General features: G+C 64.3%; 11 protein-coding genes. 6 read left to right on the top strand and 5 right to left on the bottom strand.

From position 1 onward, the window contains the following. Positions 1 to 158: 158 nt before the first annotated feature. On the top strand, positions 159 to 1010 hold the full coding sequence (locus ASE89_RS20055) for a hypothetical protein (RefSeq protein WP_082451685.1): 852 nt from the start codon (positions 159 to 161) through the stop codon (positions 1008 to 1010). 80 nt (positions 1011 to 1090) lie between these two features. Here ASE89_RS20055 and rpoD read toward each other — a convergent pair whose 3' ends face one another. The 3 genes from rpoD to ASE89_RS18245 form a co-directional block, all read right to left on the bottom strand. Beyond that, the gene (gene rpoD / locus ASE89_RS18235; protein WP_031440180.1) at positions 1091 to 3118 is read right to left on the bottom strand and encodes an RNA polymerase sigma factor RpoD; all 2028 of its coding nucleotides are present in this window, start codon (positions 3116 to 3118) and stop codon (positions 1091 to 1093) included. Beyond that, a complete protein-coding gene (gene dnaG, locus ASE89_RS18240) occupies positions 3118 to 4980 on the bottom strand; it encodes a DNA primase (protein ID WP_056680478.1) in 1863 nt (620 codons plus the stop codon). Before dnaG ends, rpoD begins: the two co-directional genes overlap by 1 nt. 239 nt (positions 4981 to 5219) lie before the next feature. Beyond that, positions 5220 to 5672: a GatB/YqeY domain-containing protein gene (locus ASE89_RS18245; protein WP_031440182.1), complete on the bottom strand. Its 453-nt coding sequence runs from the start codon at positions 5670 to 5672 to the stop codon at positions 5220 to 5222. 140 nt (positions 5673 to 5812) lie between these two features. On the opposite strand from ASE89_RS18245, the gene carA reads away from it, so the two are divergent. The 5 genes from carA to ASE89_RS18270 all read left to right on the top strand — a co-directional run bounded on the left by carA (position 5813) and on the right by ASE89_RS18270 (position 11862). Next, positions 5813 to 7078: a glutamine-hydrolyzing carbamoyl-phosphate synthase small subunit gene (gene carA / locus ASE89_RS18250; protein ID WP_031440183.1), complete on the top strand. Its 1266-nt coding sequence runs from the start codon at positions 5813 to 5815 to the stop codon at positions 7076 to 7078. Next, positions 7075 to 7323, top strand: a complete 249-nt coding sequence (locus tag ASE89_RS18255; RefSeq protein ID WP_031440184.1) for a hypothetical protein — start codon at positions 7075 to 7077, stop codon at positions 7321 to 7323. The genes carA and ASE89_RS18255 overlap by 4 nt, the downstream gene beginning before the upstream one ends. Beyond that, complete coding sequence (carB, locus tag ASE89_RS18260; protein ID WP_056680481.1) at positions 7324 to 10656, top strand: carbamoyl-phosphate synthase large subunit; 3333 nt, start codon at positions 7324 to 7326, stop codon at positions 10654 to 10656. A 73-nt stretch (positions 10657 to 10729) separates the two neighbouring features. Further along, positions 10730 to 11206 carry a transcription elongation factor GreA gene (gene greA, locus ASE89_RS18265; RefSeq protein WP_031394601.1) on the top strand — a complete coding sequence of 159 codons (477 nt, stop codon included), beginning with the start codon at positions 10730 to 10732 and terminating at the stop codon, positions 11204 to 11206. Positions 11207 to 11211: 5 nt separating this feature from the next. Next, on the top strand, positions 11212 to 11862 hold the full coding sequence (locus tag ASE89_RS18270) for a rhomboid family intramembrane serine protease (RefSeq protein WP_056680482.1): 651 nt from the start codon (positions 11212 to 11214) through the stop codon (positions 11860 to 11862). A 222-nt stretch (positions 11863 to 12084) separates the two neighbouring features. Here the strand turns inward: ASE89_RS18270 and ASE89_RS18275 are convergent, their stop codons facing one another. After that, complete coding sequence (locus ASE89_RS18275; protein ID WP_031440187.1) at positions 12085 to 12315, bottom strand: DUF4170 domain-containing protein; 231 nt, start codon at positions 12313 to 12315, stop codon at positions 12085 to 12087. A gap of 80 nt (positions 12316 to 12395) precedes the next feature. After that, complete coding sequence (locus ASE89_RS18280) at positions 12396 to 12863, bottom strand: hypothetical protein (protein WP_042466851.1); 468 nt, start codon at positions 12861 to 12863, stop codon at positions 12396 to 12398. Positions 12864 to 12881: the final 18 nt, after the last annotated feature.

Raw genomic sequence — 12881 nt, forward strand, 5'->3', positions numbered from 1 at the left:
GCGGGGGAGGATTGAGGGATCGCGATTAATATATGAAGCAAGCCTCGTCCGTATTTCTATTTGTCGTTTCGCTTAAGGCAGGTAAACTTTCTAACCTTCGTCAATGATCGATCGAAGACACTGAACACGCATAATCTATACAAGGGTCAGGATCGCGAATGAAAGTCAGGCCTGATCCGTTGGATATGCCGGAGTGGCAAGCGCTGAACCGAGAATCATCGTTGGTAAGTCATCTGATTGGCTCGGGTGCTACTGCCTTAGGTCGCGCGAGCTATGGGAGTGGGTTCGGCGAATATTACACGGCATTTTTCGCCTTATCCGTCGGTATCGAGAGGCTCGCTAAGCTTATACTGATTGCGGACTTCGCGATGACAAGTCGTGGAAAGCTACCACCGCCGAACGTTGTTAGAAAGTTCGGGCATAAAATCGATAATTTGATAAAAAATGTAAGCGAAATATCGGTGCGCCGGGCCATATCGCTTCCGTCCATTAGTCCTAACGACCCGATTTGCGCCGCCGTGATCGAATGCCTTGATGCTTTTGCGGACGCCTCAAGGGGGCGGTATGCGAACTTTCAAGCTATCGGTAATCCCCACTTTGAACCGCACAGCGAGCCTGTGACTAAATGGTGGAACGATGTTGTTGAGCTGATATTGGACAAGCATTACCGCGGCAAACGCGCTGAAGTAGGCGTAAAAGATAGAGCAAAAATCATCAGTGAGTTGATTGGCGGGGTGACGCTTGTCAGGTTCACCGACGAGAGTGGCCGCGCGATGTCTGACGTTGAAACTGCATCAGAGCGGACCGGGCAAACGAAATGGGCGCAACGGTATGGTCGATTTTACACGCTCGCAGTTGTTCGGTGGATGTCCTGCATTTTCTCAGGGCTAGTACGAGAAGCGAGCTACCGTGAGGGTATTGATGTCCTCTTTGGGCATGATGAATTTTTCAATTCATACATGGTCGACGATAGCTTTTTGCTTGATCGCAAGGTCTGGCCATTACGCTAACCAGTTAGAAACGGTCGCCAAAAAAATGGCCGCGGTGTTTCCACCGCGGCCCGTTCGTTCGATCAGAAATTCCGCAACCCTTACTGGTCGAGGAAGCTCCGCATTTTCCGGCTGCGGCTCGGATGCTTGAGCTTGCGCAGCGCCTTCGCCTCGATCTGGCGGATGCGCTCGCGGGTCACGCTGAACTGCTGGCCGACTTCCTCGAGCGTGTGATCGGTGTTCATGCCGATGCCGAAGCGCATGCGCAGCACGCGTTCCTCACGCGGGGTGAGGCTCGCCAGCACGCGCGTAACGGTTTCCTTGAGGTTGGCCTGGATCGCGGCATCGACGGGGATGATCGCGTTCTTGTCCTCGATGAAGTCGCCGAGGTGGCTATCCTCCTCGTCGCCGATCGGCGTTTCGAGGCTGATCGGCTCCTTGGCGATCTTCATCACCTTGCGGACCTTCTCAAGCGGCATGGAGAGGCGCTCGGCCATTTCCTCGGGCGTGGGCTCGCGGCCCTGCTCGTGGAGGAACTGGCGGCTGGTGCGGACCAGCTTGTTGATCGTCTCGATCATGTGGACCGGGATGCGGATCGTGCGGGCCTGGTCGGCGATCGAGCGGGTGATCGCCTGGCGGATCCACCAGGTCGCATAGGTGCTGAACTTGTAGCCGCGGCGATACTCGAACTTGTCGACCGCCTTCATCAGGCCGATATTGCCCTCCTGGATGAGATCCAGGAACTGAAGACCGCGGTTCGTGTATTTCTTGGCGATCGAGATCACGAGACGCAGGTTCGCCTCGACCATTTCCTTCTTGGCGATACGCGCCTCGCGCTCGCCCTTCTGGACCATGTTGACGATCCGGCGGAACTCGGTGAGCGCCATGCCGGTCTGCTGCGTGATGTCGGCGATCTCGGCGCGGATACGTTCGACCGCCTCGCTCTCGTTGGCGACGAACGCGGTCCACTTCTTGTCGACCTTGTTGACCGTCGCCAGCCAGTTCTCGTCGATCTCGTGACCGATATAGCGGTCGAGGAAGTCCTTGCGCGGCACCTTGTGGCGCTCGGCGAGGCGCAGCATCTGACCGCCCAGCGCGGTCAGGCGGCGGTTATAGGCATAGAGCTGATCGACGAGATATTCGATCTTGGCGTTGTGGAACTGGACGCTCTCGACCTCGGCCGTCAGCTCCTCGCGCAGCTTCTGGTACTTGCGCTCGTCGGCCGCGGAGAAATCGCCGCCGATGCCCATCGCGTCGACGCGGCTCTGCTGGATCTTGCTGAACTTCTTGTAGAGCGCGGTGATGTTGGCGAAGCGCTCGAGCGCGATCGGCTTGAGCTGCTCTTCCATCTGCGCGAGGCTGAGGGTGTTGTCCTCCTCCTCGTCGTCGGACGCGCGCGGCGCGCGGCGCTCGCCATCCTCGTCCTCGTCGGCGGAGGGCTCTTCGGGCTCGGCCTCTTCCTTGAACGAGGGGCCGGCGTTCTTCTCGCTGATCTCGCCGTCGTCGGCCTCGCCGTCCTCGGCCATCGCCTCGGGCGCGGGGTCCTTGGAGAGCATCGCGTCGAGATCCATGATCTCGCGCAGCTGCATCGTGCCCTCGTTGAGCGCGGTCGACCAGTCGATGATCGCGTTGAAGGTGATCGGCGATTCGCACAGACCCAGGATCATCGTGTCGCGACCCGCCTCGATCCGCTTGGCGATCGCGATCTCGCCCTCGCGGCTGAGCAGCTCGACCGCGCCCATCTCGCGAAGATACATGCGGACCGGATCGTCGGTACGATCGACGGTCTCCTTCTTCTTCTCGATCGCGGGGCCTGTGTCGGCTTCGGCGTCGGCGGCCTCGGGCTCGTCGTCGTCGTCCTTGGCGGGCTCGGCCTCGCCCTCCTCGCCGGCTTCGTCGTTGTCGACGATGTTGATGCCCATCTCGCTCAGCGCGGCGCTGATGTCCTCGATCTGGTCGGACGACATCTCGCCCTGCGGCAAGGCCTCGTTGAGCTGATCATAGGTGATGTAGCCACGCTTCTTGGCGCGCGCGATGACCTTCTTGATCGACGCATCGTTCATGTCGATCAGTGGCGCATCGCCGGTGTCGTTCGTCTCGGCGGGTTCCGCCATGTTCGCCTTAGCCATCAATCGCCCTCGGTACCCAACGCTCGGGCGTCTTCGTTCGACTGTACAAGATTTGCAAGTCGGACTTCCAACGCCTGTTTCTCTCTTACCATTGCCACTTGTCGTTCGAACGCATCTTCGGTGAAGTGCGTCTGCATCGCCGCGGTCGCCTGTTTGAGCGCCGCATCGACCTCGGGACGCGCGACCATGATCGCGATCGCCTCGTCTAGGTCGGCGCGGACGCGGGCGGGATCGGCCGTGGTCTGCGTGAACGAGTAGGGCATCGTATCGGCTCGCAACAGGTCACTCGCGACTGAATTGAAACCGGACCTCGCCAATATGGTGAGCAAGCGGCCGCTATCAAGCTTCTGGTCCTCAAGTGCAACATCCACGACCGCCTCGAACAGCCGGCCGAGTGCGCCGTCGATGAGTTGCAGCGGGCCCAGCACCTCCATGTGACGGGCGATCTCGACCGGATGGCGGATCAGCCCGGCGAGCACGGCTTTTGCGAGCACGCGGTCGATTCCGGTGGCGAGGAAGGCCTTTGCATCCTCGGTGACCGGCGCGGAAGGCGGTTTCCACCCGCCCTTGGGGCGTTCGCCGCGGGGGACGAAGGGCGCGCGGACGGGTTTGAAATGCTTGTAGAAGCGGTCCTTGAACTCGGACTGATATTCCTGCTTCACCGACGGATCGCCGATGCCCTCGGCAAGCTCGTGGAGGCGGCGCTTGAGGCCGGCGCGCTGTTCGGGGGTGTCGAGCGCCTCGGCGGCGACTTCGGACGCCCAGAGACGGTCGACGAGCGGTTCGGGGGCCTTCAGCAGCGCCTCGAACGCGCCGGGGCCGCCCGCGCGGACGAGATCGTCGGGGTCCTGGCCTTGCGGGAGCGTGACGAAGGCGAGGCTGCGGCCGGGGGCGAGCAGGGGGAGCGCGCGGTGTGCGGCGCGCAGGGCTGCCTTCTGGCCGGCAGAGTCGCCGTCGAAGCAGAGGAGGGGGACGTCGACCATCCGCCACAGCCGTTCGAGCTGTGCCTCGGTGAGCGCGGTGCCGAGCGGGGCGACCGCTTCGCCAAAGCCGGCCTGGGCGAGCGCGATGACGTCCATATAGCCCTCGACGACGAGGACGCGGCCGGACTTGCGCGACGCGGGGGCGGCGCGGTCGAGATTGTAGAGCGTGCGGCCCTTGTCGAAGAGCGGGGTGTCGGGGGAGTTGAGATATTTGGGCTCGCCGCCGTCGAGCACGCGCCCGCCGAACGCGATCGTCCGGCCGCGGGGGTCGCGGATCGGGATCATCAGCCGACCGCGGAACCGGTCATACGGGTCCTTGCCGTCGACGCTGATCAGCATGCCCGATTCGACGAGCATCGGATCGCCGTAGGTCTTGAGCGCGGCTTTCAGCTTGCCGCGGCTGTCGGGCGCGAACCCCATGCCGAAGGCGCGGGCGGTCTCGGGCGTGATGCCGCGGCGGTCGAGGAGGGCGCGCGCGTCGTTGCCCGCCAGGCCGTTCAATTGCTCGACGAACCAGTCGGCGGCGTCGGACATGACCTCGTGCAGGCCCTTGGCGCGTTCGGCCTTGGCGGCGGACTGGCGGTCCATCGCGGGCATGTCGAGCCCGGCGGCCTGGGCGAGCTCCTTGACCGCGTCCATGAACGGCAGGCCGCGCTGGTCGGTCATCCACTTGATCGCGTCGCCATGCGCGGAGCAGCCGAAGCAGTGGTAGAAGCCCTTGTCGTCGTTGACGTAGAAGCTGGGCGTCTTCTCGTTATGGAACGGGCAGCAGCCCTTGTGCTCGCGCCCGGCCTTGGTGAGCTTGGTGGTCTTGCCGATCAGCGCCGACAGCGACGTGCGGCCGCGTAGCTCGTCCAGAAATTGCGGGGTCAGGGCCATGCGCGCGAGTATAGCTCGGTATCACTGTTGGGGTGATACCTGCAATCCGAAGAGGAGAAGAAGCAGGGCTTGTTCGCGCGGAGGCGCGGAGGCGCGGAGGGGGTGCGTCCGCCGGGAGCGGGTGCGCACCACTATCGCCGCGCAGCGGCAGATAAGAGCAATACTTGCGCTGACGCGCAGCAGAAGCCCCGAGCGCAACCCCCTCCGCGCCTCCGCGCCTCCGCGCGAACAAAATCTTCTTAAGACAGCGCCGCCTTCACCAGGCCACTCGCCTTGCTCATGTCCAGCTCGCTCGCGTGGCGCGCCTTCAGTTCGGCCATGACGCGGCCCATGTCCTTCATGCCGGTCGCGCCGAGTTCGTCCTTGATCTTGAGGATCGCGGCCGTCGTCTCCGCCTCGTTCATCTGCGCGGGCAGGAATCGTTCGATCACCGCGACCTCCGCGGCCTCGGCGTCGGCGAGTTCTTGGCGGCCGCCGTTCGAAAACATTTCGATCGACTCGCGGCGCTGCTTCACCATCTTCTGGAGCACTTCGATCACCAGCGCGTCGTCGCTTTCGGGCGCCTTGCCGGTCCGCGCCTCGATGTCGCGGTTCTTGATTGCGGCCTGGATCAACGAGATGGCGTTGCGGCTCTCCTTGTCGCCGGCCTTCATCGCGGTGAGCTGCGCGGCCTTGATGTCGTCGCGAATCATATACGGGTCTTTCAGGCGGTTCGGGATAGCCGGACGCGATAGCGCGTCGAGCCAAGGTTTAACAGATTGACGCTGCGGCAAGCCGGCCTTAGCGGACACCACTTAGCGACATCGTCAACGTAAAGAGAGTGCCCAGCCTGATGGCCGACGCCCAGCCTACACCCATGTCTTCGGCAAAGCCCGCCGGCGCGACCGGCGTGCTCGTGCTTGCCAATGGCGACGTGATCTGGGGGCGCGGGTTCGGCGCCGAGGGCGAGGCGGTCGGCGAGGTGTGCTTCCACACCGCGATGACCGGATACCAGGAGGTGCTGACCGATCCGTCCTTTGCCGGGCAGATGATCTGCTTCACCTTTCCGCATATCGGCAATGTCGGCGCGAACCCCGACGATATCGAGGCGGACGACCCACACGCGCTGGGCATCATCGTCCGCGAGGATGTGACCGGGCCGTCGAGTTTTCGCGCGGTCGAGGGCCTCGACGGCTGGATGAAGCGGCATGCGCGGATCGGCCTGTCGGGGATCGACACGCGCGCGCTGACGCGGCGGATCCGCGTCGGCGGCGCGCCCAACGGCGTGATCGCGCATTCGGCGAGCGGCGAATTCGACGTCGCCGCGCTGCTGGCGATGGCGCGGGGCTGGCCGGGCCTCGAGGGCATGGACCTCGCCAAGGGCGTGTCGACCGAGATGCATTATGGCTGGGGGGATCAGGCGCCGGGCGGCACGTGGCGGCTGGGGTTTGGCTATGGGGAGAGCGGTGCTTCGACTGCGCTCAGCACGAACGGGGAAGGGGATGCGTCGCCCCAACCGTTCGCGCCGGGCGAAGGCGATGCCCCCGTCGCGAGCGCGGCCCGCCCGCATGTCGTCGCGATCGATTACGGGTCGAAGCGCAACATCTTCCGCAACCTCGTCGCGGCGGGGGCTAAGGTGTCCGTCGTGCCCGCCACCGCGACCTATGACGAGGTGATGGCGCTCGCCCCCGACGGCATCTTTCTGTCGAACGGCCCCGGCGATCCCGCCGCGACCGGCGAATATGCCGTGCCGGTGATCCGCCAGCTGCTCGAGACGGGCAAGCCGCTGTTCGGCATCTGTCTGGGCCATCAGCTGCTCGGCCTCGCGGTCGGCGCGACCACGACCAAGATGTTCCAGGGCCACCGCGGCGCCAACCATCCGGTCAAGCGCCTGTCTGACGGCGCGGTCGAGATCACCAGCATGAACCACGGCTTCTCGGTCGAGCGCGACAGCCTGCCGGCCAACGTTCGCGAGACTCACGTGTCGCTGTTCGACGGGTCGAATGCGGGGCTCGAGCTGACCGACAAGCCGGCCTTCTCGGTGCAGTATCATCCGGAAGCGAGCCCAGGGCCGCAGGACAGTCTGTATCTGTTCGAGCGGTTTGTGGGAATGCTATGAAGCTGCTGCTGTTCCTTGCGAGCCTGGTCGTCAGCCAGTCGGCTTGCGCGCAGAAGGGACAGAGCGATGAACAAATCGCCCAGACGTGTCAGATCTCACTCGAAAGCTATCATACAACGCGCGCATTGGTGAAAGCCGGCCCGGTCGGCAAGCTCACCAAAGCGGGCAGATGTTACCTTTCTAGGAATGCAGACCGCCGCATCATGCTCGGGTATATTTCCGAGCCGCCAACGGAATCGAAGTAAATGCCAAAACGCACCGACATCACCTCGATCCTCGTCATCGGCGCAGGACCCATCGTCATCGGCCAGGCGTGCGAGTTCGATTATTCGGGCACGCAGGCGATCAAGGCGTTGAAGGAGGAGGGTTACCGGATCGTCCTCGTCAATTCGAACCCCGCGACGATCATGACCGATCCCGAGCTGGCCGACGCGACCTATGTCGAGCCGATCACGCCCGCGATCGTCGCCAAGATCATCGAGAAGGAACGGCCTGACGCGATCCTGCCGACGATGGGCGGGCAGACCGCGCTCAACACCGCGCTCGCGTTGTTCCATGACGGCACGCTCGAGAAATTCGGCGTGACGATGATCGGCGCGGATGCCGATGCGATCGACATGGCGGAGGACCGGCTGAAGTTCCGCGACGCGATGGACCGGATCGGGCTGGAAAGCGCGCGCTCGGCGATCGCACATACTGTCGAGGAAGCGCTGGAAGGGCTTGAAAAGACGGGGCTTCCGTCGATTATCCGGCCGAGCTTCACGATGGGCGGCTCGGGCGGCGGCATCGCGTATAATCGTGAGGAGTTCATCGCGATCGTCCGCAACGGGCTCGACCTGTCGCCGACCACCGAGGTGCTGATCGAGGAATCGCTGCTCGGCTGGAAAGAGTACGAGATGGAGGTGGTGCGCGACCGCAAGGACAACGCGATCATCATCTGCTCGATCGAGAATGTCGATCCGATGGGCGTCCATACCGGCGACTCGATCACGGTCGCGCCGGCGTTGACGCTGACCGACAAGGAATACCAGATCATGCGCAACGCATCGATCGCGGTGCTGCGGGAAATCGGTGTCGAAACAGGCGGTTCGAACGTCCAGTTCGCAGTAAATCCGAAGGACGGCCGGCTCGTCGTCATCGAGATGAACCCGCGCGTGTCGCGCTCGTCGGCGCTGGCGTCGAAGGCGACGGGCTTCCCGATCGCCAAGGTCGCGGCCAAGCTCGCGGTCGGCTACACGCTCGACGAGATCGAGAACGACATCACCGGCGCGACGCCCGCGAGCTTCGAGCCGACGATCGACTATGTCGTCACCAAGATCCCGCGCTTCGCATTCGAGAAGTTCAAGGGCGCGTCGAGCACGCTCGGCACCGCGATGAAGTCGGTCGGCGAGGTGATGGCGATCGGTCGCAACATCCATGAATCGATGCAGAAGGCGTTGCGCGGGCTCGAGACGGGGCTGAGTGGGTTCAACCAGGTCGATCATCTGGTTGGCGCGCCGCGCGCGGAGATCGAGGCGGCACTGGCCGTCGCGACCCCCGACCGGCTGCTGGTCGCCGCACAGGCGTTGCGCGAGGGCTTCACCGTCGCCGAGGTGCACGCGATCGCGAAGTACGATCCGTGGTTCCTCGAGCGGATCGCCGAGATCATCGCGGCCGAGGCCGAGGTGATGAAGGACGGGCTGCCGATCGACGCGACGGGGATGCGGCGTCTGAAGAGCATGGGGTTCAGCGACAAAAGGCTCGCCTGGCTCGCGCTGCAATCCGCCAATCTGCGCGGCATGAACCGCGGGATCGCGCGCGGGTCGGGGCTGATCCACGAGGTCGTCAAGGCGATGACCGGCGGCGTGACCGAGGAGGAGGTGCGCCAGCATCGCCTGAAGCTCGGTGTGCGGCCGGTGTTCAAGCGGATCGACACCTGCGCGGCCGAATTCGACGCCAAGACGCCGTATATGTATTCGACCTACGAGGCGCCGAGCTTTGGCGAGCCCGAGAACGAGTCCGCCCCGACCGACCGGAAGAAGATCGTCATCCTCGGCGGCGGGCCGAACCGGATCGGGCAGGGAATCGAGTTCGATTATTGCTGCTGCCATGCGTGCTTCGCGCTCGCCGATGCGGGCTATGAGACGATCATGGTCAACTGCAACCCGGAGACCGTGTCGACCGATTACGACACCAGCGACCGGCTGTATTTCGAGCCGCTGACCGCCGAGGACGTGCTCGAGATCCTGCATGTCGAGGCGTCGAAGGGCGAGCTGGTCGGCGTGATCGTGCAGTTCGGCGGGCAGACACCGCTGAACCTTGCGCGCGCGCTGGAAGCCGCCGGGATCCCGATCCTGGGGACGACGCCCGACGCGATCGATCTGGCCGAGGACCGTGAGCGGTTCGCGGCGCTGATCACCAAGCTGGGTCTGCTCCAGCCTGCCAACGGGCTTGCGCGCAGCCGCGACGAGGCGGTCGCGGCGGCCGAGCGGATCGGCTATCCGGTGCTGATGCGGCCGAGCTATGTGCTCGGCGGGCGGGCGATGGAGATCGTCGACACGCTGGGGCAGCTCGAGCACTATATCGCGACCGCGGTGCAGGTGTCGGGCGACTCGCCGGTGCTGATTGACCAGTATCTGCGCGATGCGATCGAGGTCGATGTCGACGCGATCTGCGACGGGACCGATGTCGTCGTCGCAGGCGTGCTGCAGCATATCGAGGAGGCGGGCGTTCATTCGGGCGACAGCGCCTGCTCGATCCCGCCTTATTCGCTGTCGGCGGAGATCGTCGCCGAGATCGAGCGGCAGACGGTCGCGCTCGCGCATGCCCTGTCGGTCGTGGGCCTCATGAACATCCAGTTCGCGGTGAAGGACGGGCTGGTCTACCTCATCGAGGTCAATCCGCGCGCGTCGCGGACCGTGCCGTTCGTCGCCAAGGCGATCGGCGCGCCGATCGCCAAGATCGCCGCGCGCGTGATGGCGGGCGAGCAGCTGAAGGACCTGCCCAAGATCGACCGGCATATCGATTATTATGCGGTGAAGGAGGCGGTGTTCCCCTTCAACAAGTTCCCCGGCGTCGATCCGGTCCTGTCACCCGAAATGAAGTCGACCGGCGAAGTCATGGGAATCGATCCCGATTTCACGATCGCGTTTGCGAAAGCACAGCTCGGCGCGGGGACGATCCTGCCGACCAAGGGCAGCGTCTTCGTCAGCGTGAAGGACAGCGACAAGGCGATGATCGTCGAGGCGGTCAAGGCGCTGGTCGACACCGGCTTCTCGATCGTCGCGACCGGGGGCACCGCGGAGCATCTCGCCCGCGCCGGGCTGCCGGTGGAGACGGTCAACAAGGTCGCGCAGGGCCGGCCGCATATCGTCGACCGGATCAAGGACGGCGACATCGCGCTGATCTTCAACACGACCGAGGGGTGGCAGAGCCTGAAGGACTCGCAGCCGATCCGCGCGTCCGCGCTCGGCCAGCGGATTCCCTACTTCACGACCGCCCCCGCCTCGCTCGAGGCGGCCAAGGCGATCGCGAAGCTTTCGACGCACAGCCTTGAAGTACGGCCCTTGCAATCCTATTATTCGCAGTCGCACAACTGATCCCGACATGAGAGCGTGATGTGTGAGCGGGCCGCGTAACGGCTTGCGTTGGGTAATGAATTGGGGACGAGATATGGCGACCGTCGAAAAGATGCCAATGCTGCAAGAGGGCTATGAGACGCTGTCCGCGGATCTGAAGCGCCTCAAGGCCGAACGCCCGACGATCGTCGATGCGATCGAGGAAGCGCGGGCGCATGGCGACCTGTCGGAGAACGCCGAATATCACGCCGCCAAGGAGCGTCAGGGTCAGGTCGAGGCATCGATCTCGGACATCGAGGACAAGCTGAGCCGCGCGCAGATCATCGACCCCAAGGAGCTTTCGGGCGACAAGGTCGTGTTCGGCGCGACCGTCACGCTGCTCGACGAGAATGACAAGCCGGTGAAGTACCAGATCGTCGGCCAGACCGAGGCGAACGCCAAGACCGGCCGGATCTCGTACAACTCGCCGCTGGGTCGCGGGCTGATCGGGCGCAAGCTCGACGAAGAGGTCGAGGTCACGGTGCCCGCCGGCGAGCGCTATTACGTCGTCTCCAAGATCGAGTTCATCTAGGCATCATGACATTTTTCGAGACGCGGGCGACGGCGATCATCACGATCGTGACGGTCGTGATCTCGGGGCTTTTGCTGGTGACCGGCGCGCTGCCCCATTGGGTGGTGAATGCGGGTTTCATCCCGCTCCGGCTGACCGAACTCGGCATGTCGGGCGGTCACGACTTCGCGATCCCCGCCTGGGCGACGCCGTTGACCGCCGCGCTGCTGCATGGCGGCTGGGCGCATCTCGCGCTCAACCTCGTCATGCTGGTCTATTGCGGACAGTTCGTCGAGCGGGCGATCGGCACCGCCCAGATCGTCGTCCTCTATATCGTCGGTGCGTATTTCGCGGCGGCCGGGCAATGGGTGCTCGATCCCCGATCGATCGCGCCGATGGTCGGCGCCAGCGGTGCGATCTCGGCGGTCGTAGGCGCCTATGCGCTGCTCTATGGCGAGCGACGCGCGCGCGCGATCGGGCCGGTGCCGGCGGGGGTCGTGCACGTGCTATGGCTGGCCGCGGCGTGGATCGGCATTCAGCTGATGATGGGGGTCGTGGGGTTCGGCGCTTCGGTCGGGGCCAATGGCTCGATCGCGGTCGGCGCGCATATCGGCGGGTTTCTGGCGGGGCTGGTGCTCGCGCGGCCGTTGTTGCTGTGGCGGTACCGGACGGCCTGATTGCCGGGTGCGGGTTTAGCGGTCCCAAATTCTTCCGTCATCCTGACGAACGTCAGGACCCAGAGTTACGGAACGTGTCGCCTTTGGCTCTGGGTCCCGACTTTCGTCGGGATGACGGATTAGGGATTGCCGTCCTTAGCCAGCCATAGGGCGTAGAGGCGGTGGGCGGTCGGGCACCGGGTGCTGACCGCGGTCCGGGCCGCCTAGTCGCCGCGCGCCGTGTTACGCCGTCGGATTAGTCGTCAGGTTCGGTTCGAGCATGCGGTGGAGATGCACGACGACGAACTTCATCTCAGCATCGTCGACCGTGCGCTGCGCTGCAGCACGCCAGGCCTTTTCGGCGCTGGCATAGTCGGGGAACACACCGACGAATTCGATCTTGCTGAGGTCGTTGAAATCCAGGGTGCGCGGGTCGCTGACGCGGCCGCCGAATACGAGATGAAGCTTGCTCATGCGCTGCTGTCCTTGGAATGGGGGTTGCAGACGCCCTAGCGTGTTCGACCCGCGCTTTGAACCCTTTGCGGACCGGTCCTTTAGCCGGGGGTCTTTTGCGAAACGGCCTTCGCACCTGCGGTACCCGCGGTGGTCAGCGCCTTGACGATTCCCTCGACGAGGCCCTTGGCCTGGCCACGGGCATTGTCCTTGGTAAGGCCGAGCTCGCCGAGCTCCGACTGGCCGGCCGCCTTGGCAGCGGCGGTGGCGGCGATCGCGGTCTCGCCGAGACGCTTGCCGAGCGGCGCGAGCAACGACTTCTCACGTGCCGAGCGCGGGATCAGAACACCGGCGAGCGCACCGACGACCAGACCGCCGACGAGAATGCCGAGCGGGTTGGATTCGAGGCTGTTGACGGTGCGACGCGCGGTTTCCTTCGAGGCGTCGAGCGCCTCGGCGGCCTTGTCGCCGGCGTCGTGATAGACCTTGGCGGCGGTGTCGCGGACGGTGTCGAGACCCTCGCGCAGACGATGTTCGGCGTTTTCGATCTTGGTGTGGGCGTCGGTCATGGGACGGTCCTTCTGATT

This window comes from Sphingomonas sp. Leaf30 (assembly GCF_001422525.1).
GTDB classification, from domain to species: domain Bacteria; phylum Pseudomonadota; class Alphaproteobacteria; order Sphingomonadales; family Sphingomonadaceae; genus Sphingomonas; species Sphingomonas aerolata.

Excerpts from the sequence above, each read along its gene's own strand:
- rpoD (WP_031440180.1), bottom strand. The coding sequence starts at position 3,118 with ATGGCTAAGGCGAACATGGCGGAACCCGCCGAGACGAACGACACCGGC.
- ASE89_RS18255 (WP_031440184.1), top strand. The coding sequence starts at position 7,075 with ATGAAGCTGCTGCTGTTCCTTGCGAGCCTGGTCGTCAGCCAGTCGGCT.
- carA (WP_031440183.1), top strand. The coding sequence starts at position 5,813 with ATGGCCGACGCCCAGCCTACACCCATGTCTTCGGCAAAGCCCGCCGGC.
- ASE89_RS18275 (WP_031440187.1), bottom strand. The coding sequence starts at position 12,315 with ATGAGCAAGCTTCATCTCGTATTCGGCGGCCGCGTCAGCGACCCGCGC.
- dnaG (WP_056680478.1), bottom strand. The coding sequence starts at position 4,980 with ATGGCCCTGACCCCGCAATTTCTGGACGAGCTACGCGGCCGCACGTCG.
- ASE89_RS20055 (WP_082451685.1), top strand. The coding sequence starts at position 159 with ATGAAAGTCAGGCCTGATCCGTTGGATATGCCGGAGTGGCAAGCGCTG.
- greA (WP_031394601.1), top strand. The coding sequence starts at position 10,730 with ATGGCGACCGTCGAAAAGATGCCAATGCTGCAAGAGGGCTATGAGACG.
- ASE89_RS18245 (WP_031440182.1), bottom strand. The coding sequence starts at position 5,672 with ATGATTCGCGACGACATCAAGGCCGCGCAGCTCACCGCGATGAAGGCC.
- carB (WP_056680481.1), top strand. The coding sequence starts at position 7,324 with ATGCCAAAACGCACCGACATCACCTCGATCCTCGTCATCGGCGCAGGA.
- ASE89_RS18280 (WP_042466851.1), bottom strand. The coding sequence starts at position 12,863 with ATGACCGACGCCCACACCAAGATCGAAAACGCCGAACATCGTCTGCGC.
- ASE89_RS18270 (WP_056680482.1), top strand. The coding sequence starts at position 11,212 with ATGACATTTTTCGAGACGCGGGCGACGGCGATCATCACGATCGTGACG.